The 19,188-nt window shown below is 64.5% G+C and carries 17 protein-coding genes; 8 read left to right on the top strand and 9 right to left on the bottom strand.

What is annotated here, in order from left to right; genetic code table 11:
* Position 1: 1 nt before the first annotated feature.
* A complete protein-coding gene (locus VJ897_RS00110; RefSeq protein WP_324052105.1) occupies positions 2 to 1,591 on the bottom strand; it encodes a Hint domain-containing protein in 1,590 nt (529 codons plus the stop codon).
* A gap of 265 nt (positions 1,592 to 1,856) precedes the next feature.
* Between VJ897_RS00110 and dapE the strand changes: the two genes are divergently transcribed.
* The gene (gene dapE / locus VJ897_RS00105; RefSeq protein WP_324052103.1) at positions 1,857 to 2,999 is read left to right on the top strand and encodes a succinyl-diaminopimelate desuccinylase; all 1,143 of its coding nucleotides are present in this window, start codon (positions 1,857 to 1,859) and stop codon (positions 2,997 to 2,999) included.
* A 145-nt stretch (positions 3,000 to 3,144) separates the two neighbouring features.
* Positions 3,145 to 5,409: a ribonuclease R gene (gene rnr, locus VJ897_RS00100; protein ID WP_324052101.1), complete on the top strand. Its 2,265-nt coding sequence runs from the start codon at positions 3,145 to 3,147 to the stop codon at positions 5,407 to 5,409.
* Between the two features lie 96 nt (positions 5,410 to 5,505).
* Here rnr and VJ897_RS00095 read toward each other — a convergent pair whose 3' ends face one another.
* The 8 genes from VJ897_RS00095 to rsfS form a co-directional block, all read right to left on the bottom strand.
* Positions 5,506 to 6,471: a class I SAM-dependent methyltransferase gene (locus tag VJ897_RS00095; RefSeq protein WP_324052099.1), complete on the bottom strand. Its 966-nt coding sequence runs from the start codon at positions 6,469 to 6,471 to the stop codon at positions 5,506 to 5,508.
* 137 nt (positions 6,472 to 6,608) lie between these two features.
* A complete protein-coding gene (locus VJ897_RS00090) occupies positions 6,609 to 6,734 on the bottom strand; it encodes a hypothetical protein (RefSeq protein WP_324052097.1) in 126 nt (41 codons plus the stop codon).
* On the bottom strand, positions 6,731 to 7,213 hold the full coding sequence (locus VJ897_RS00085; protein WP_324052095.1) for an RNA pyrophosphohydrolase: 483 nt from the start codon (positions 7,211 to 7,213) through the stop codon (positions 6,731 to 6,733). Before VJ897_RS00085 ends, VJ897_RS00090 begins: the two co-directional genes overlap by 4 nt.
* A 3-nt stretch (positions 7,214 to 7,216) precedes the next feature.
* Complete coding sequence (ctpA, locus tag VJ897_RS00080) at positions 7,217 to 8,560, bottom strand: carboxyl-terminal processing protease CtpA (protein ID WP_324052267.1); 1,344 nt, start codon at positions 8,558 to 8,560, stop codon at positions 7,217 to 7,219.
* 29 nt (positions 8,561 to 8,589) lie between these two features.
* On the bottom strand, positions 8,590 to 9,708 hold the full coding sequence (locus tag VJ897_RS00075) for a murein hydrolase activator EnvC family protein (RefSeq protein ID WP_324052094.1): 1,119 nt from the start codon (positions 9,706 to 9,708) through the stop codon (positions 8,590 to 8,592).
* Entirely contained in the window at positions 9,705 to 11,231 is a 1,527-nt protein-coding gene (gene gpmI / locus VJ897_RS00070; RefSeq protein ID WP_324052092.1) for a 2,3-bisphosphoglycerate-independent phosphoglycerate mutase, read from the bottom strand. Before gpmI ends, VJ897_RS00075 begins: the two co-directional genes overlap by 4 nt.
* A 99-nt stretch (positions 11,232 to 11,330) precedes the next feature.
* Entirely contained in the window at positions 11,331 to 11,801 is a 471-nt protein-coding gene (gene rlmH, locus VJ897_RS00065) for a 23S rRNA (pseudouridine(1915)-N(3))-methyltransferase RlmH (RefSeq protein ID WP_324052090.1), read from the bottom strand.
* A complete protein-coding gene (gene rsfS / locus VJ897_RS00060; RefSeq protein ID WP_324052089.1) occupies positions 11,801 to 12,268 on the bottom strand; it encodes a ribosome silencing factor in 468 nt (155 codons plus the stop codon). The genes rlmH and rsfS overlap by 1 nt, the downstream gene beginning before the upstream one ends.
* Positions 12,269 to 12,533: 265 nt before the next feature.
* On the opposite strand from rsfS, the gene leuC reads away from it, so the two are divergent.
* The 6 genes from leuC (at position 12,534) to VJ897_RS00030 (ending at position 19,126) form a co-directional block, all read left to right on the top strand.
* Complete coding sequence (leuC, locus tag VJ897_RS00055; protein WP_324052087.1) at positions 12,534 to 13,940, top strand: 3-isopropylmalate dehydratase large subunit; 1,407 nt, start codon at positions 12,534 to 12,536, stop codon at positions 13,938 to 13,940.
* A complete protein-coding gene (leuD, locus tag VJ897_RS00050) occupies positions 13,940 to 14,545 on the top strand; it encodes a 3-isopropylmalate dehydratase small subunit (RefSeq protein WP_324052085.1) in 606 nt (201 codons plus the stop codon). The genes leuC and leuD overlap by 1 nt, the downstream gene beginning before the upstream one ends.
* 379 nt (positions 14,546 to 14,924) lie before the next feature.
* Positions 14,925 to 15,728: a hypothetical protein gene (locus tag VJ897_RS00045; protein WP_324052265.1), complete on the top strand. Its 804-nt coding sequence runs from the start codon at positions 14,925 to 14,927 to the stop codon at positions 15,726 to 15,728.
* A gap of 23 nt (positions 15,729 to 15,751) precedes the next feature.
* Entirely contained in the window at positions 15,752 to 16,804 is a 1,053-nt protein-coding gene (locus tag VJ897_RS00040; RefSeq protein WP_324052084.1) for an endonuclease/exonuclease/phosphatase family protein, read from the top strand.
* Between the two features lie 128 nt (positions 16,805 to 16,932).
* Complete coding sequence (leuB, locus tag VJ897_RS00035) at positions 16,933 to 18,054, top strand: 3-isopropylmalate dehydrogenase (RefSeq protein ID WP_324052082.1); 1,122 nt, start codon at positions 16,933 to 16,935, stop codon at positions 18,052 to 18,054.
* A 79-nt stretch (positions 18,055 to 18,133) separates the two neighbouring features.
* Positions 18,134 to 19,126 carry a DMT family transporter gene (locus tag VJ897_RS00030; RefSeq protein WP_324052081.1) on the top strand — a complete coding sequence of 331 codons (993 nt, stop codon included), beginning with the start codon at positions 18,134 to 18,136 and terminating at the stop codon, positions 19,124 to 19,126.
* Positions 19,127 to 19,188: the final 62 nt, after the last annotated feature.

The raw sequence follows: 19,188 nt of genomic DNA, 5'->3' as shown, positions 1-19,188 counted from the left end.
TTCAGGCCACTTGCCGCAGCAGAGCCGAGGCCTCGCGCGTGTTCAGCAGGGGCCGGGCGGCTGGCCCGTAACCCGTCTCTGGCGCGTCGTCGGACAGTTCGGGGAAAAGGGTCGTCAGTTCCTTGGCGATGTCGGTTTCGAATTGCGACATGATATGCGGGCCGGGCAGGAAGCTCTCGGTCGCCAGCCCCTCGGCCCAGATGATCTGGTGGCTGTCGAACAGCAGGTGCAGGTAGGTCACCATGCCGCCTTCGACCCGGCGGATGCTGCGATCGTTCACCAGGTCCTTGGCCTTCACCAGAACCTCGGGGGCTTCGAACATAAGCTCGGCATGGGCGTCGCGCAGCAGGACCCGGTGTTGGGGGGACAGCATCAGCGCCTCGTGATCGCCCAGGGCACCGGCACGGAACGCGATGGGGGCCATCGGACCACTGGCCGCCACGCGGCGCTGGCCGATCCAGCGGATCGGCTGCGGCGCGCCGTCCTGGGTCAGTACAAGGTCGTCGACGGCAAGGGTCTCGATGGTCCTTGGCCCTTCGGGAGTGGCGATCATGGTGCCGGCGACGAAGCATGGAATGGTCTCGGCGGTGACGAAGCCCGTGTCCGTTTCAAGTACAGTGCCGCTGCCATCCACAGCCGTGGCCTGGTAGGTGAAACTGACGGTGTCATTGTCGCTGTCGGTCTCAAGATCGATTGTCCCGTCGGCGTTGAGGGTCACGACTTGCCCCGTCGCAAGGGTGACGCTGTCACCAGCCGAAACCGGGACGCCGTTGATATGGGTGATGGTCAGCGTGCCGCCGGTGACATTGTCGTCGTTGGCCAGCAGATCGACCGTCTTGGTCGTGCCCTCTTGCAGGGTGATCGCATCGTCCTGCGCGACAAGATCCGTCTGCAGGCTGCCACCCGCAATCAGCAGGTTGGAATCGTACGCACTATCGGCCACATCGGCTATGCCCACCTTGATCGAATTCACCGCGCCCGCGTTGACCGGCATGGTCAGCGTCATGGTGACGGTAAAGCCGTCCATCTCGGTGTTGTAGGCGTCATTTGTGTTGTCGTTGTAGAGATTCTGGTTTTCCGACTGATTGACGCCACCGACTGCCGTGGCCGTGTTGGTTACCGAGAGCGGCACGTGCTGGCCGTTGACCCAGACCCCGACCATGTCGTTGTAGACCGTGTTGGAAAACTCCGGGTATTCGTCCGAGGCGAAGACGAACTGCATCGTCATGGTGCCGCCGTCTGGGATGAAGTCCACCTCAAGGAACGAGGCGTCGTAGGTGTTCGTTCCCGCGATTGCATTGAAGTCGGAATCGTTGTTCGGGCCACCGGTGTTGGTGCTGCGGGCTCCGGTATGGTTCGCTTGCCAGAAGCTGTTGGTGAAGGAGGCGGCGGCCCCCGTCGAGAGGATGACGCCGGTATCCCCCGGCGTCGCACCGGGCGAGATGCTGTCGCCGCCCGAGTAGATCGCGGACGAATACCCGGACCCGGAATAGCTTGCACCGGTAACGGTCACGCTGTCACCGAAGATGGTCTCGGCCATCTGGGTGGCGGTCGCGTTCGTGTTGTAGTTCAGCTCGGACGCTGCAACCATGGACTGCCCCTTGCCTTGGCCGGCACAGGTCAAACGGACCGAGCAGGCATGATCCACGCAGATATGGTGGTGCCATGCTATGAAAATGCCCTATCTGGGGCTGCTCGATCGTTGACCTGCCTCAGGCCATTATTATTGAGGACATCTTAGGTGGAAGCCGTGAAAAATTTGAGACAAAATAGGGTTTTAGGTGCAGGATGGTGCCCGGGTTGTAGCACCGTGGCCACAGGCACGGGCGAACGACCGGACCCCAGGGAGGCAGGCGATGACCATTGACCCGGTGACTCTGACCGCGGACCTGATCCGTTGCCCGACCGTCACCCCCGAGGAGGGAAGCGCGCTTGTCCTGCTGGACGACCTGCTATCGCGGGCGGGCTTCGAGACTGTGCGGGTGGACCGGAACGGCGTGCCGAACCTCTTTGCCCGCTGGGGTCCGAAAGGGGTGGCACGGACCTTTGGTTTCAATGGACACACGGACGTTGTGCCCGTGGGCGACCTCGCGGACTGGAGTGTTGATCCCTTCGGAGCCGAGCAGCGGAATGACATCCTTTACGGCCGCGGGGCGACGGACATGAAATCCGCCGTGGCCGCCTTTGCCGCCGCCGCTGTGGATTTCGTGTCAGAGACGCCGCCCGACGGCGCGGTGATCCTGGCCATTACCGGCGACGAGGAGGGCCCGGCCCGCGACGGCACCCGGGCGCTGCTAGACTGGATGGGGCATCAAGGCGAGCGCATGGATGTCTGCCTGGTGGGCGAGCCGACCTGCCCCGTGACGCTGGGCGACATGATCAAGATCGGGCGCCGTGGCTCGATGAGCGCCTGGATGGCGGTGCGCGGCAAGCAGGGGCACGCGGCCTATCCGCATCGCGCCCGGAATCCGCTGCCCGCCATGGTGCGGCTGATGGACCGGCTGGCCGGGCGGGAACTGGACCGCGGCACCGAGCATTTCGATCCTTCGACGCTGGCGGTGGTGTCGATCGAGACGGGCAACGATGCGACGAACGTCATTCCGGGCACCTGCCGGGGGATCGTCAACATCCGGTTCAACGACCTGCACAATGGCGCGGCGCTGAGCGACTGGCTGCGGGCCGAGGCGGCAGAGGTGGCCGAAGCCTTCGGCGTGCAGATCGACACCGAGATCAAGGTCTCGGGAGAGAGTTTCCTGACACCTCCCGGTGCCTTGTCTGCGCTGGTGAGCGGCGCCGTGGCGGCCGAGACGGGCCTTGTGCCGGAGTTGTCGACCACCGGCGGCACCTCGGATGCGCGTTTCGTCAAGGACCACTGCCCGGTGGTGGAGTTTGGCCTCGTGGGCAAGACCATGCACCAGGTGGATGAATGCGTGCCCGTGGACGAGATCGTGAGGTTGAAGGCGATCTATGGCCGTATCCTGCGCGACTATTTCGGGTGAACCGCTATCAAGAGGAGTGGCTGCGCCACGCATGTCATGTTCGGCAATGAGGGGGCGCTGCCCCCTCAAACTCCCCCGGGATATTTCCGGCCAGAAGACGACACTGGGTCTGCCGTGGCCCGCGGCGACGTGTTAGGCGTGCGCCATGGCACGTATTCCTTCCAAGCAAGAGATCCGCGACTGGATTTCCAAGAACCCCACCCAGGGGTCAAAACGCGATATCGCAAAGGCCTTCGGCATCAAGGGGGCCGACAGGATCGACCTCAAGCGTATCCTCAAGGAGCTGGAAGAGGAGGGCGTGCTGCGCAAGCGACGCAAGAGCTATCGCGACCCCGCAAAGCTGCCGCCGGTCAGTGTCCTGCAGGTGCTGGGCCCGGATACGGATGGCGACCTTCTGGCGCGCCCCATGGAGTGGGGCGGCGATGGACCCGAGCCGCGTGTCCTTCTGGTGGCGCGCGACAATGACCCGGCGCTGGGCGAAGGCGACCGCATCCTGGCGCGGTTGACCGAAGAGCGTGGCGAAGACCTTGCCTATTCCGCGCGCTTGATCCGGCGGATCGGGACCAATCCGCTGCGCATCCTCGGTGTTTACAAGGCCCGCAGCGAGGGCGGGCGGATACAGCCTGTCGAAAAGGGCAGCGACAAAGAGTGGCAGGTGCCCGAGGGCTTGTCCGGCGGGGCCAAGGATGGCGAACTGGTCGAGGCGGAACAGGCCGGGCCGAAGACCCGCATGGGCTTGCCCAGGGCGCGGGTGATCTCGCGACTGGGGGACCCGAGCGCGCCGCGCGCGGTCAGCCTAATCGCGATTCACCATCATGGCATTCCGGACCGGTTCCCGGACGAGGTGATCGACGAGGCGGACAAGCAGAAACCGGCGGGGCTGAAGGGTCGCGATGACCTGCGCGACCTGCCTCTGATCACCATCGACCCGAGCGACGCACGCGATCATGACGACGCCTGCTGCGTCATACGGGATGATGATCCCGGCAACGAGGGTGGGCACCTGCTCTGGGTAGCAATCGCCGATGTGGCCCACTACGTGCGCCCCGGCTCGGCGCTGGATCGCGAGGCGCGCAAGCGCGGCAACTCGACCTATTTCCCGGACCGCGTTGTGCCGATGCTGCCCGATCGGCTGTCGGGGGATCTGTGTTCCCTGCACGAGGGCGTGCCCCGCGCCTGTATCGCCGTGGAAATGAAGCTCGACGCCAAGGGCAAGAAGCTGTCGCATCGGTTCGTGCGCGGATTGATGAAATCTCCGGCCTCGTTGAATTATGTCGAGGTGCAGGCGGGTATGGACGGGGGCCCCAACGACAAGGTCGGGCCCCTGATGGATGACGTGATCCGCCCGCTTTTCGCATGCTATGATAGCTTGGTGAAAGCACGGGCCGAGCGTCAGCCGCTGGAACTGGACCTGCCGGAACGCCAGATCGTGCTGGACGATGCGGGCAAGGTGAGCGAGGTTGCCTTCAAGGACCGGCTGGATGCCCACCGCATGATCGAGGAATTCATGGTGCTGGCCAACGTGGCTGCCGCCGAGACCCTGATCGCCAAGCGTCAGCCTTTGCTGTTCCGGGTGCACGAGGAACCTGGCCCGGAAAAGCTGGACACCCTGCGCGAGGTCGCGGCCGCCAGCGGGCTGACGTTGGCCAAGGGGCAGGTGCTCAAGACCGCGCATCTCAACCGGCTGCTTGAACAGGCCGCCGAGACAGAGACGAACGAGTTGATCAACATGGCCACGCTGCGGTCCATGACGCAGGCCTATTACAACCCCGAGAATTTCGGGCACTTCGGACTGGCGTTGAAGGCCTATGCGCATTTCACCTCGCCAATCCGGCGTTATTCGGACCTGATCGTGCACCGCGCGTTGGTCTCGGCCCATGCCTGGGGCGACGACGGGCTGAGCCCCGGTGAGATCGAGGAACTGGACAGCACCGCCGAACACATAAGCGACACCGAGCGTCGGTCGATGATGGCCGAACGCGATACGACGGATCGCTACCTTGCCGCTTATCTGAATGACAGGGTCGGGGCGGAATTCACGGGGCGCATCAGCGGTGTCGCGCGCTTCGGGGTCTTCGTGAAGCTGGACGAGACCGGGGCCGACGCGATGATCCCGATGCGCAAGCTGGGCGCCGAGTATTTCCACCATGATGCGGAAAGCCAGACCTTGATGGGCGCCGATACCGGCCAAGTCATCGGCATGGGGCAGCGCGCGGTGGTCAAGCTGACCGAGGCGGCGCCGGTTACCGGCGGACTGGTCGTCGAACTGGTCTCTCTGGAAGGCAAGACCGTCCGGCACGGCCCGAAATCCGCGCGGGGCAAGCCGCCGCGCCGCAAGAAGGCGCAGGCGCGCAGGAAGTCCGACAAGACCGCCCGCAAGGTCAAGCGCACCCGGCAGAAGAGGGGCTAGCGTCCGCTTCCCGGTAGATCGGCCCGGAAAAGATCGGGACCAGGGCGCCGCTCCCGATCACCTTGACCAAACTGCCCGCGCCTGGGGAGCCGGCGGTTAGGTCATGGGGTGCAGACCCATCATCAGGTAGGTGTTGTTCGCGGCAAATGTCGTCCGGTTGCGGGTCTGTTCCATCAGACGCTGATGCAGACGGGCGCGCTTGCGGCCGCTCAGGGTCGTTCTCAGAAGCCTGTGCAGCGCCCAGCGCTTGCCGGGGTGTTTGCCCTGCAACTCCCCGTCGATCCGCATGATGGCATGGCCGATAACATTGTAGAGTTCCTGTTCCACCTCGACAGAGGGCGCGACGGACTCGGTGATGTCCGCCTCGTCCAAAATCTCCAGGTCCAGATCGGCCACGGCTCGGCGAAACGCGGATACCGCGTGTCCGCCACCTACGGTGGCCAGAGGCGCGCAGCGCTTGTGGCCCTCGCTGCGAAAGCAGTCTGCCAGAACGATCCGACCACCTGGCGCCAGCAGTGCCCGCGCCCGCCCCAGCCCAATCTCCAGCGGGATGTATTGGAAACTCTCCGAGAAAAGGCAGACGTCGAAACGGGGTGCGATGGGAAACTCCTCGAAACGGGTTTCGTGGACTTGCGCCGCCGGCGCGTTTTCGCGGCAGCGTCCGGCCAGGAAGGATGAAGGGATCACGATCTCGACTTCGTGGCCCAGCGCGATCAGCCTGCGCGCGGTTTCCCCGGCACCACCGCCGCAATCAAGAATGCGACAGGGCCTTTCGGGCAGGTAGGTGAACAGTCGGTCTGTATAAGCTTCCTGCGCGGGTCCGAGATTGGCCGCGCTGACGGCCAGCCCGGTCCAGTCGCCGTAGTGCAAGTTTTCCTTTCCGGTGAGCCATTTGCAGAATGACAGGCCGACATCGAGACCGATGGCGCGGGTATCGAGCTTGCGATTTTCCATGTGCGGCAGGATCGCCCGGATCGAGGGCGCGCGCAAGCGATGGCCGTCAGCGCAGGGGGCTGGCTCACAGGGGCCGCCCTCCATGCCGGCCTTGATGGTCGCGATCACGCTGCTGCCGGAGATCGAGGCAAAGCCCCACGCCAAGCCCCTGGTCCGAGAAGCGCGCGGTATTCTCGGCATCGGGGGGTAAAGGCCTCTTGGGGGCGCCAGACCGGCTCGAGGTCGAGCTTGCCCAAAAGCCCCCGTTAGATATCCGACGGGTCCTGCGCCCGCTGCAAGGTGCGGGCCGGGTCCGGCGGCAGGCAGGACAGTGACAGCGCCGGGCCAGTGCCCAGCGCGGCCATAAGGGCGGCAGCCACAGGCCGTATCATATGCGCGCCCCGAGTTCGTCGAGAACCTGGGCGTAGACCTCGCGCTTGAAGGCGACGATATTGGCAAGAAGGTCCCCCGGGTCGGACCATTTCCAGCAGGAAAACTCGGGATCGGCGGTCTCGATACGCACCTGGTTGTCGCCGCCCAGAAAGCGCATCAGGAACCATTTCTGTTCCTGCCCGCGATAGCGCCCGCCCCAGCGTTTCGGTACGATCTCGGCGGGTAGGTCATACGGAATCCAGCCTGCAGTCTCTGCCTCGATGCGCACCAGGTCGGGGGTGACGCCGGTTTCTTCTTCCAGTTCCCGCAAAGCGGCGGCGCGCGGGTCTTCGCCCGGGTCCACGCCGCCCTGTGGCATCTGCCAGGCCGGTTCCGGCCAGTCGATGCGCTGGCCGACGAACACCTCCCCCTCAGCATTGGCCAGCATGACCCCGACGCAGGGCCGGTAGGGCAGGGTGGCGATCTGTTCGGGCGTCATGGCCTACTCCGCGTTCGGCCCCAAGGCCGACAACCCCTTGAGGATGTCGATGGCATAGGCCAGCTGATAGTCCTGTTCACGCAGCTGGGCGGCCGCCTCGGCGCGGGCGCGATCCTCCTCGATCTGGCGGACCTCGTCGTCGTCGAGGCTGTCATTGTCGAGGGCGCCGCGCAGGTCCGACTCCGAGCGGAAGCCGGGTGTCTCTTCCTCGTCCTCGGCCGTGGCCTCCTCGGGCGCCCGCCGGGGTTGCGGTACGATAATGTCGGGCGAAATGCCCAGCGACTGGATCGAGCGCCCCGACGGCGTGTAGTAGCGCTGGGTGGTCAAGCGCATGGCGCTGTCGCCGCGCAGTGGCATGACCGTCTGGACCGACCCCTTGCCAAAGGACTTGGTGCCCACGACGATGGCGCGGCGATGATCCTGCAGCGCACCGGCCACGATCTCCGAGGCCGAGGCAGAGCCGCCGTTGATCAGGACAACGATGGGCTTGCCTTCCGTCAGGTCGCCCTCGCGCGCGTTCCATCTCTGCCCGTCCGAGGCTGTTCGACCGCGCGTGGAAACGATCTCTCCCGCATCGAGGAAGGCGTCCGAGACCGCGATGGCCTGATTGAGCAGTCCGCCCGGGTTATTGCGCAGGTCGATGACGAAGCCGTTGACGTTATCGATGCCGCCTGCTTCCTCCACCTTTTCGGCCAGTTGTTCCTCCAGGTTTGGGTAGGTCTGGTCCGAGAATGTGACAAGTCGCAGCACGACTGTCGTTCCTTCGATGCGGCTGCGCACCGCGGTCAGGGTTATGGTATCGCGTACGATGGAGACCTCGAAGGGTTGTTCAACCCCCTCGCGAACCACGGTGATGGTGATTTCCGATCCTACCGGCCCGCGCATCATCTCGACCGCCTCGTCGAGTGTCAGGCCCATCAGGTTCTCGCCGTCGACACTGGTGATGAAATCGCCCGCCTCGATTCCGGCGGCGTCGGCGGGTGTGCCGTCGATGGGCGAGACGACCTTGACGAAACCTTCTTCCTGGGTGACCTCGATGCCCAGGCCGCCGAATTCTCCGCGAGTCTGTTCGCGCATTTCGGCGGCATCTTCAGGCGACAGATAACTGGAATGCGGATCGAGTGAGGAAAGCATCCCGTCTATGGCCGCCTCGATCAATTCCGTCTCATCAGCTTCCTCGACATATTCGGAGCGGATGCGTTCGAAGACATCGCCGAAGAGGTCCAACTGTTCGTAGACGCTGGCGTTGTTCTGCGCTTCCTGCGCGATCAGGGGCCCGGCAATCTGCGTGGTCGCGATCGCGCCCAGCAGGATACCGCCCGACGCGGCCATTGCGAATTTCTTCATCATGTTCCTCTTGTCGTTTTGGGCCCGTCTCAATCGTAGGCGAACCACGTGGCGGGATCAGATGCACCTTGCCCGTCTCGAACCTCAAGATAAAGCGTTTCGGGTCGGGTCGAGGCCGCCCCCTGCCGTGTCTCGGTCAAAATAGCTTGAGCATCCCCTGCGTCGCCACCCATCAGCCCCACTGGTGCCCCCTCCGGCAGGACCTGGCCGATCTCGCCGAAGATGCGTTCCAGCCCCGCGAAAACCCAAAGCACGTCCTGAGCGGGTTCCAGGATGATGACCTTGCCATAGTCGAGAAGCGGTCCGGCATAGCGCACGGTGGCGGCGGCGGGCGCGCTGACCAGGGCGCGGGGACGGGTGGCAATCAGGAGGCCGGGGCGTTCGATCCCTGCGGCGTCCGCCTCGCCGTAGCGGCGCAGGACCCGGCCGTCCACCGGCAGGGCCAGTTGCCCCTTGAGCGAAGTGGCATCAGGGGCGGGCGGGGCATCTGCCTCGGCCCCGGTCTGGGCCAGGCTGCTGGCAAAGGCGGCCAGGGTCTCTGTGTTGTCCAGCAGGAGTGCGGTCTGGACCGGATCCTCGGAGAACCGGCGCGGCAGATCGGTGCGCTCCGAGACGGCCTCCGAAAGGGTGGCGCGGGCCTGTTGCGCGGCGGCCAGACCCTGTTGCAGGGCCTCCAGCGCATGGGCGCGCAGGGTTCGCAGGGTCTCGACTTCCTCGAGCTGAGCGCGCAGGCGCGCGACCTTGTCCTGCAGACCGGGCGTGACATCGGCCAGCATCATGCCCGAGCGTGCCGTTCCGGTCGGCCCCGAGGGGTGCAGCATCAGCAGCGGTGTCGGCGCCCGGCCCATGCGTTGCAGCACGCCCAGCAGCCGGGCCACCTCGTCCGAGCGCGCGTCCAGGTCTCGGGTCAGGGTGCGTTCGCGGATGGCGGCGCGGCGCAAGCCATCGCGCAGGGCGGTCATGCCCTCCTCATAGGCGCGCAGCGTGTCGGTCAAGGCCGCGATGCGGTCGTCGGCCGAGCTGGCCTCGTTCAGGGCGACAGACGCGGCTTCCAGTTGGCGGGCGGCCTGTTGCGCGGCCTCTGCCGCCCCCTGGGCGGTGGCCCCGCCCGCCATGAGGCACAGGACAAGCGTGAGCGCCCGGATCATCGCGTGATCAAGCTTTCCCCGGTCATTTCCGAGGGTGCTTCGATCTGCAGCAGGTCGAGCAGCGTCGGCGCGAGGTCGGCAAGGCGCCCGTCGCGCAGTCCCGCGCCCTCGGGCCCGCCCACCAGGATGACAGGAACCGGGTTCGTGGTGTGGGCCGTGTGGGGCGCGCCGGTGTCGGGGTCCACCATGGTTTCGCAGTTGCCGTGATCAGCAGTGACGATCATGGCGCCGCCAGACTTGTCCAGCGCCGCCAGAACCTGGCCAAGCCCGGCGTCAACCGCCTCGCAGGCGGCCTTGGCGGCCTCCAGGTCACCGGTATGGCCCACCATGTCGGGGTTGGCGTAGTTACACACGATCAGATCATAGTCTTTTTCGATGGCGCCGACGAAGGCATCGGTGACCTCGGCTGCCGACATCTGGGGTTGCATGTCGTAGGTCGCGACCCGCGGTGACGGGGCCATGTAGCGCTCTTCGCCCTTCTCGGGCACTTCCTTGCCGCCATTGAGGAAGAAGGTGACATGGGGGTATTTCTCGGTTTCGGCCACGCGGAACTGCCGCAGCCCCTTTGCCGCGGCCCAGGCGCCGAGCGTGTTGACGATGTCCTGCTTGGGATAGCAGGTGGTCATGTAGGCGTTGTGATCGGTGGAATAGTCGACCATGCCCAGCAGCCCCGCCAGTTCGGGCCGGCCCGAGACGTCGAATTCGGAAAAGTCGGGATCACCGATGGCACGCAGGATTTCTCTCGCACGGTCGGCGCGAAAGTTCATGCAGAAGATCCCGTCGCCGTCGTGAACCCCGGCATAATCGCCGACGATCGTGGCCGGCAGGAATTCGTCGGTCAGGCCCTGGTCGTAGTAGCCTTCCACGATCTGCGCCGGTGGCAGGTCGCCGCCCTTCTCGCCTTTCCCTTCGATCATGGCGCGATAGGCGGATTCGACCCGATCCCAGCGGGTGTCCCGGTCCATGGCATAGTAGCGACCGATGACGGTGCCGATGCGTGCGGTCTCGGGCAACGCGGCCGCAAGCCGCTTGAGGAAGCCGGCGCCCGATTTCGGCGCAACGTCGCGCCCGTCGGTGATGGCGTGCAGCACCACGGGCACACCCATGCCGGTGATCGCATCCACCGCGGCCAGTATATGGTCGATATGCCCGTGCACGCCGCCGTCCGAGACGACGCCCATGAGATGAGCTGCGCCATGCGTGACCTTGAGTTCCTCGATAAAGGACATGAGTGCATCGTTCTCGGCGAAGCGGCCGTCCTCAATCGCCAGGTCGATCTGTCCCAGGTCCATCGCGACGATCCGGCCAGCGCCGATGTTTGTATGACCGACCTCGGAATTGCCCATCTGCCCGGTGGGCAGCCCGACGTCCTTGCCGTGGGTGACAAGCTGGGCGGTGGGGCAGTCGCGCGTGATCTGGTCGAAGTTGGGCGTCTCGGCGAGGGCGGGCGCATTGCCCCGCGTATCGGCGCGGGTTCCCCAGCCATCGAGAATGCAAAGAACTACGGGGGTCGGGGCGGTCATAGCGCTCTCCTCCTGTCGCTTGGGTGCTTCTAGCGCAAGGCGAGAGGCGGGAAAACCGCCGTAGTGCGGCCTGGGCCGAAAATCGCGCCACGTGCGGGCTCAGGTCCGATGATACGGTGTGCCCGCCAGGATTGCGGCCGCACGGTAGAGCTGTTCGGCCAGCAACACGCGTGCAAGCATGTGCGGCCAGACCATTGCGCCCAGGGACAGGGCCAGGTCCGAGCGCGCACGAAGGGCCTGGTCAATCCCGTCCGCCCCGCCGATCACGAAAGCCAGATCGCCGCGCCCCTCGTCTCGCCATTTGCCAAGCTGGCCTGCAAAATCGGGGGAACTGATCGCCCTGCCGCGCTCGTCCAGGCAACAGATCGCTGCCCCGGCCGGGATCGCCTTGCCAAGAAGCGCGGCCTCGGCGCTCAGGCCGCCGCCCTTGCGGTCCTCGACCTCGCGCAGGGTTGCCGGCCCGAGGCCAAGCCCTCGGCCAGTCTTGCCGAATCGGGCCAGGTAGTCGTCGATCAACTCCTTTTCGGGCCCCTTCCGAAGCCGGCCCACGGCGCAGATCGTGACCCGCATCAGCCGGACGTGACGGCGCCATCCTCACCGGGGGCGAGCCACATCTTCTCGAGTTGGTAGAACTCTCGCACTTCGGGGCGGAAGATGTGAACGATCACGTCGCCGGTGTCGATCAGTACCCAGTCACCGCTCTCCTTTCCCTCGACCTTGGACAGGATGCCAAACGCATGCTTGAGACGGTCGGTCAGCTTTTCGGCCATGGACGCCACCTGACGGCTGGACCGCCCCGAGGCGATCACCATGAAATCACCCATCTCGGACTTTCCGCGCAGATCAACCTGCACGATGTCCTCGGCCTTGTCATCGGAGAGAGAGGCAAGCACGGCAGCCAGTGTTCCCGCGGCTGTGGCTTGCGTCGGGGCGCCCGTCATCGGGGCCCCGTCATCTGCGGCCTCTGCCGCGAATGATGTAAGAGACAGAACATCGTCCTCCTGTAGGCGCGTCGCCAAAGCCCCGACGCTGGGCACGTCTCAAAGCTAGCAAGCAACCGCTGACATTTCAATGAACCCGCTGACAAAGGGGGGGGCGATGCGCCACTTGCGAGACTCACACCTTGAGTATACATCGCTATCATGACCCGTGTTTTCGATATGGATGATCGCGCGCGCCTGCCCTGGCGGTTCTTCGGCGCCCGACTGACCATTCTCGCCCGTCCATGACGGCCGGCCCGCGCCCCACTGCGCGCGGCCTCTAATATCTCTTACCCGTTCCATTCAGCCAATGAGGACACCCATGTCCGGCAAGACACTCTATGACAAGATCTGGGACGCCCACCTCGCCCATGAAGCCGAGGACGGCACCAGCCTGCTTTACATCGACCGCCACCTTGTCCACGAGGTGACAAGCCCGCAGGCCTTCGAGGGTCTGCGCATGGCAGGCCGTACCGTACGTGCGCCCGACAAGACCATCGCCGTACCCGACCATAACGTGCCGACCACCGCGGGGCGTGAGAACCCCGATCAGATGCCCGAGGACAGCCGCATCCAGGTGGCGGCGCTTGATACCAACGCCAAGGAATTCGGCATCCACTATTACCCGGTCAGCGACGTGCGCCAGGGCATCGTCCATATCGTTGGCCCGGAACAGGGCTGGACCCTGCCGGGGATGACCGTCGTCTGTGGCGACAGCCACACCGCCACCCACGGCGCTTTCGGCGCCCTGGCCCACGGCATCGGCACCTCCGAGGTCGAACATGTACTGGCCACCCAGACACTGATCCAGAAGAAGTCGAAGAACATGAAGGTCGAGATCACCGGCAAGCTGCCGCCGGGGGTTACCGCCAAGGACATCACCATGGCGGTGATCGGCGAGACGGGCACGGCGGGTGGCACCGGCTACGTGATCGAATACTGCGGCGAGGCGATCCGCGAGCTTTCCATCGAAGGGCGGATGACGATCTGCAACATGGCGATCGAGGGTGGCGCCCGCGCCGGGTTGATCGCGCCGGACGACAAGACCTATCAATACATCAAGGGCCGTCCCCACGCCCCCAAGGGTGCCCAGTGGGAGGCCGCCATGGCCTGGTGGCAGACCCTGCATTCCGACGCGGACGCGCAGTGGGACAAGGTCGTCACCCTGCGCGGCGAAGACATCGCGCCGCTCGTCACCTGGGGCACCTCGCCCGAGGACGTCCTGCCGATCGACGAGGTTGTTCCATCGCCTGACAGCTTCGAGGGCGGCAAGGTCGGTGCGGCCAAGCGCGCGCTGGACTACATGGGCCTGACCCCGGGCCAGAAGCTGTCGGATATCGAGATCGACACGGTCTTCATCGGCTCTTGCACCAATGGCCGGATCGAGGACCTGCGCGCTGCGGCCGAGATCCTGCGCGGCAAGAAGATCAAGGACGGAATGCGCGCCATGATCGTGCCCGGATCGGGTCTGGTGCGCGCACAGGCGGAGGAAGAGGGGCTGGCCGACATCTTCAAGGACGCGGGTTTCGAATGGCGCATGGCGGGCTGTTCCATGTGCCTGGCCATGAACCCCGACCAGCTGTCCGAGGGCGAGCGTTGCGCCTCGACCAGCAACCGCAACTTCGAAGGCCGCCAAGGCTACAGGGGGCGCACGCACCTGATGAGCCCAGCCATGGCCGCCGCGGCTGCCGTGACCGGCAAGCTGACTGATATCCGGGAGATGATGTAATGGAAAACTTCGACAAGCTGACCGGGATCGCGGCGCCCTTGCCGCTGGTCAACATCGACACCGACATGATCATCCCCAAGCAGTTCCTCAAGACGATCAAGCGGTCGGGCCTCGGCGTGAACCTCTTCGACGAGATGCGCTATGATCGGCAAGGGGGCGAGATCGCGGATTTCGTGCTCAACAAACCCGCTTACCGTGACGCGCAGATTTTGATCGCGGGCGACAATTTCGGCTGTGGCTCAAGCCGTGAACATGCGCCCTGGGCACTGCTCGATTTCGGGATCCGTTGCGTGATATCGACCAGCTTTGCCGACATCTTTTACAACAACTGCTTCAAGAACGGCATCCTGCCGATCGTGCTGCCACAAGAGGATGTCGACAAGCTCATGGACGATGCCGAGCGCGGGTCCAACGCGACGGTAACGGTAGATCTGGAAAGCCAGACGATCAGTGGGCCGGACGGGGGCAAGATCACTTTCGAGGTCGATCCCTGGCGCAAGCATTGCCTGCTCAACGGGTTGGACGATATCGGCCTGACCCTGGAAAAGGCCCCTGCCATTGACGCCTTCGAGGCGAAGATGAGCGCCGAGCGCCCCTGGGTGTGACACAATTTGAAAGGGGCCGCCCCAGACGGTCGGCCCCTTTCAGGCCCTAATCCCTAAAGAAAACTGAACCGCTCTAGTGGCGTGGCAATCATCGGCCGCAAGATGTAGGGCTTTGCATTTCAATGCTTTGGAATGGTTGCATTGTCGCACCAGTCTTGCCGCAAATCCGCCCTGTTTCCTCGCCAGCAACAACAGTGTCTTGCGGCACGACTGGGAAGTGGGCAAATTCATGGCAAGAAAAAGGCAGCCTGACAAACCGGACACGGGCAAACGGGCAAACACGGACACAAGGGAACGGCCTAGAATCGTTCCCGGCCGGATCGAGGATAATGGGGCAGTGCTTTCCCGGATCGCAGGTGCGGTATTCCGCGCGGCATTGATGGTCATACTGGTGATCCTGCCATCCCTGATGGTGGCCGGAACTTCGCATGACACCAACCAGACCGTTGCCCTCGTGGCGCTGGTGGCCGCGCTTTTCACCCTGGCTGAGTACAATTCCGCCTATCCCAGCCTTGTCGAATTCCGCTACGCCCCGCCCTTCAACCGGCTGCGCTATGCCGTGCTCTTCCTGATGATCTTTTCCATGACGATGATCGCCAAGGGCAAGACCGACCCTTCGACCATGACCGATCTCTTCTCGATGATCGGGGCGCGCCTGGCGGATGTAATGGACTTCCCATATTCGCCCGTGCGTCTGGTCGTGCTGATGTTGCCGGACAACGCACCGGGCTGGCTGATCTGGGACGTGCGGACCGCCGCCGGGCTGAGCTACCTGATCTCACTGGTGGGACTGATCGCCTTCATCCTGATCCTGCGCATAAAGGCCTGGCCCAGCCAGGGCGGCGCCGCCTTCAATGTCTGGGTCAACCTGCCCACCTTCGATCCCACGGCGGGCGGCGATGTTGTACATCGGCTGGAACGCGACAGCCACATTAACCTTATATTAGGCTTCCTGCTGCCATTCATGATACCGGCCGCCGTCAAGCTGGCGTCGAGTGTCTTCGACCCGATCAGCCTGGCGAATTCACACACGCTGATCTGGACGATAACCGCATGGGCCTTTCTTCCTGCCAGCCTGATCATGAGGGGCATCGCCCTTGGTCGGCTGGCCCAGATGATCTCGGCGCAGCGCGAGCGCGCCTACCTCCAGGACCCCGACGAGGCGCAGCCCTCGGTCGTCTGATTGCTGCGCTGTTGCTGTGCCTCTTGCCGTTCTCCGTTCGGGCGCAGGACACCATCCGCATCGCCACCTTCGCCGCTCCCCTCAGCCGCGACGGGCCTGGTTTGCTGCTGCGCGATATCCTCGATGGCGAGGACCCGCAGGTGCGCGCCACGCAGCGCATCGTCGATGCCGCCGCGCCCGACATTCTGCTGCTAACCGATTTCGATCATGATCAGGGGCTGGCTGCACTGCGGGCCTTCAACGATCGCTTGGCGCGGCCCTTTGCGCATCTCTTCGCGCGGCCGGGAAACGCGGGCCTAGCCACCGGGCTGGATATGGACGGAAACGGTCGGCTGGGCGAGCCGCGCGATGCCCAGGGATATGGCCGATTTCGGGGGGATGGGGGGGTGGCTTTGTTGACCCGCTGGCCCGTGCTTGATGAGGCGGTGCGGGATTTCACCGCGCTGCCCTGGCCCGAATTGCCAGGGGCCGTGCTTCCCGAAACGGCGGAAGGCCCCTTCCCCTCGTCTGCGGCGCAGGCTGCCGGGCGGTTGTCATCGACCTCGCACTGGGCTGTTCCGTTGCGGATCGACGACGGCACGACGCTGACTTTGCTGGCCTATTCCGCCACCCCACCGGTTTTCGACGGGCCCGAGGATCGAAATGGCCTGCGCAACCGTGACGAGCTGCGCTTGTGGCAAAGGCTTATGGCGGGCGACATGGGCCCGGTGCCCGCACTGCCGTTGGTTCTTCTGGGTAACACCAATCTGGACTCGGCCGATGGCGACGGGTTTCGCGTCGCCATGGCCCGGGTGCTCGCCGATCCCCTTTGGCAGGATCCGCAGCCGGCCAGCGCGGGAGGCGAGGCCAACCCCAGCCCCGGCCACAACGGCGATCCGGCCCTGGACACCGCCGACTGGAGCGAGGACGGCCCAGGCAACCTGCGGGTCTCCTATGTCCTGCCCAGCAGGGACCTGACCGTCGCTGACGCAGGCGTCTTTTGGCCCGCGCCCGGCTCAGCGGGGGCCGAGCTATTGGGCGAGGATGGATTCGCTGCCGGCCCCCATCGCCTTGTCTGGGTGGATATCCGCCGGTAGGCGGGCCAGGAATATGTTGCGGTGGGCCTGCCCTGCCCTGAGGGAGCGGCTCACCGCGCTGGTTTCTTGACGCCCCGTGGGGGCTCGGCTAGGCGATGTAGAACCGAAAGCGTAAAGGACCTGACGCGATGACAAATCCCTCACTGCTTATACTGGCCGGTGACGGCATCGGCCCGGAAGTCATGACCGAGGTCAAGAAGATCATCGGCTGGTTTGGTGAGGCGCGCGAGATCGTCTTCGACGTGAGTGAGGATCTCGTCGGTGGCGCTGCCTTTGATGCCCATGGCACGCCCCTACACGACGACACCATGGCACGCGCCCAGGAGGTCGACGCCGTGCTGCTGGGCGCGGTCGGTGGGCCCAAATACGACGCCCTTGATTTCAGCATGAAACCCGAGCGCGGGCTGTTGCGCCTGCGTAAGGAAATGGACCTCTATGCCAACCTGCGCCCGGCCCAGTGTTTCGACGCGCTGGCCGATTTCTCGTCCCTGAAAAAGGACGTCGTGGCGGGTCTCGACATCATGATCGTGCGCGAACTGACCAGCGGCATCTACTTCGGCGAGCCGCGCGGCATCGTGAAAGAGGGCAATGAGCGCGTGGGCATCAACACCCAGCGCTACACCGAGAGCGAGATCGAACGCGTTGCACGGTCCGCCTTCGAGTTGGCGCGCAAGCGGTCGGGCAAGGTCTGTTCCATGGAAAAGGCCAATGTCATGGAGTCGGGCATCCTGTGGCGCGAGATCGTTCAGAAGGTCCATGACGAGGCCTACCCTGATGTCGAGTTGTCGCACATGTATGCCGATGCCGGCGCAATGCAGCTTTGCCGTTGGCCCAAGCAATTCGACGTGATCGTCACCGATAATCTTTTCGGGGACCTGCTGTCGGATGCTGCCGCCATGCTGACCGGCAGCCTCGGGATGCTGCCATCGGCCTCGCTCGGGGCGCCCATGTCCAACGGTCGGCCCAAGGCGCTTTACGAACCCGTGCATGGCTCGGCCCCCGACATCGCCGGGCAAGGCAAGGCGAATCCCATCGCCTGCATCCTCAGCTTTGCAATGGCGCTGCGCTACAGCTTTGACATGAGCGACGAGGCAGATCGCTTGGAAAAGGCGGTGGAGCAGGTGCTGGCTGAAGGCAAGCGCACTGCTGACCTGCTGGGCGAAGAGGGGGTGCAAGCCGTGACCACCAGCGAGATGGGCGATGCCATCGTCGCGGCACTGAACGACAGCCTGTCGGTCGAATGCGGGTGACGGGATGGTCTGACAGGACCGCCCCTTTTTCCTATCGAGATGTCAGTGCTAGCATGGGCTGAAAGCAAAGGATCACCCCATGTCCGCCAACCTTCGTGGCGCCCTTTTCGCACTGATGGCCTTCGGGATCTTCGCGACACACGATGTTTTCGTCAAAACCCTGGGGGCCAGCTATTCGCCGGTGCAGATCCTTTTCTTCTCGGTGCTGCTGAGCTTCCCGCTGGCCACACTGATGCTGATGCGGGATTCCTCGCCGGGGACGCTCTTGCCCGTGCACCCTTGGTGGATGGCTTTGCGGACAATCGCGACAGTGATGACCGGCCTCGGCGCCTTTCTGGCGTTCTCGGTGTTGCCGCTGACGCAGACCTACGCGATCCTTTTCGCCGCGCCGCTGCTGATCACGGTCCTGGCCATCCCCATGCTGGGCGAAACCGTGCGGCTGCGCCGCTGGATGGCGGTGATCGTGGGGTTGGGCGGCGTCATGGTCGTGCTGCGTCCCGGCGCCACCGAGATCGGGGCCGGTCATGTCGCCGCGCTCACCGCGGCGGTGGGCGGTGCCTTCAATTCTGTCATCGTGCGCAAGATTGGCGCGGACGAGCGCCCCGTCGTGATGATGCTCTATCCCCTGGTGGCAAATTTCGTGCTGCTTGGCGCGGCGCTCTATTTCGTCTACGAACCCATGCCGATTGAGCACTTGGGACTGTTGGCTCTGATCGCGATTTTCGCTTTCACCGCCGGGCGGCTCGTCATCGCGGCATACCAGTCAGGCGAGGCAGCGATCATCGCGCCGATGCAGTATTCCCAGATCATCTGGGCATCTTTTTACGGCTACCAGTTCTTTGGAGAGACCATCGATCAGCCCACCCTTATCGGCAGCGCACTGATCATCGGCTCGGGGCTTTATATCGTGCTGCGGGAAAGCACTGGCACACATTCGCGAACCACGCCTGTCCTGCGGACACGGTCACGCCCGGATACCGGGACCTACCTGCGTGTGGGCCCGTTCCTGCGCTTCATCGGCAAGCATCCCGACAGCAGAATCGGCCTTGCAAATACCGACCGGCAAGAGTAATCCGCGCCCCACGGTCGGAGTGTAGCTCAGCCTGGTAGAGCACTGTCTTCGGGAGGCAGGGG

The organism is Salibaculum sp. (assembly GCF_035270045.1).
In the GTDB taxonomy this organism is placed as follows: Bacteria; Pseudomonadota; Alphaproteobacteria; order Rhodobacterales; family Rhodobacteraceae; genus Salibaculum.
Note: the sequence above shows the minus strand (reverse complement) of the source record. Positions and strands in the feature narration are given on the sequence as shown.

What these genes read in the sequence shown, in the direction of transcription:
- VJ897_RS00045 (WP_324052265.1), top strand. Translation starts at nt 14,925, where the DNA reads ATGGTCATACTGGTGATCCTGCCATCCCTGATGGTGGCCGGAACTTCG.
- VJ897_RS00085 (WP_324052095.1), bottom strand. Translation starts at nt 7,213, where the DNA reads ATGACGCCCGAACAGATCGCCACCCTGCCCTACCGGCCCTGCGTCGGG.
- VJ897_RS00030 (WP_324052081.1), top strand. Translation starts at nt 18,134, where the DNA reads ATGTCCGCCAACCTTCGTGGCGCCCTTTTCGCACTGATGGCCTTCGGG.
- VJ897_RS00075 (WP_324052094.1), bottom strand. Translation starts at nt 9,708, where the DNA reads ATGATCCGGGCGCTCACGCTTGTCCTGTGCCTCATGGCGGGCGGGGCC.
- leuD (WP_324052085.1), top strand. Translation starts at nt 13,940, where the DNA reads ATGGAAAACTTCGACAAGCTGACCGGGATCGCGGCGCCCTTGCCGCTG.
- ctpA (WP_324052267.1), bottom strand. Translation starts at nt 8,560, where the DNA reads ATGAAGAAATTCGCAATGGCCGCGTCGGGCGGTATCCTGCTGGGCGCG.
- gpmI (WP_324052092.1), bottom strand. Translation starts at nt 11,231, where the DNA reads ATGACCGCCCCGACCCCCGTAGTTCTTTGCATTCTCGATGGCTGGGGA.
- leuB (WP_324052082.1), top strand. Translation starts at nt 16,933, where the DNA reads ATGACAAATCCCTCACTGCTTATACTGGCCGGTGACGGCATCGGCCCG.
- leuC (WP_324052087.1), top strand. Translation starts at nt 12,534, where the DNA reads ATGTCCGGCAAGACACTCTATGACAAGATCTGGGACGCCCACCTCGCC.
- rlmH (WP_324052090.1), bottom strand. Translation starts at nt 11,801, where the DNA reads ATGCGGGTCACGATCTGCGCCGTGGGCCGGCTTCGGAAGGGGCCCGAA.
- dapE (WP_324052103.1), top strand. Translation starts at nt 1,857, where the DNA reads ATGACCATTGACCCGGTGACTCTGACCGCGGACCTGATCCGTTGCCCG.
- VJ897_RS00090 (WP_324052097.1), bottom strand. Translation starts at nt 6,734, where the DNA reads ATGATACGGCCTGTGGCTGCCGCCCTTATGGCCGCGCTGGGCACTGGC.
- rnr (WP_324052101.1), top strand. Translation starts at nt 3,145, where the DNA reads ATGGCACGTATTCCTTCCAAGCAAGAGATCCGCGACTGGATTTCCAAG.
- VJ897_RS00110 (WP_324052105.1), bottom strand. Translation starts at nt 1,591, where the DNA reads ATGGTTGCAGCGTCCGAGCTGAACTACAACACGAACGCGACCGCCACC.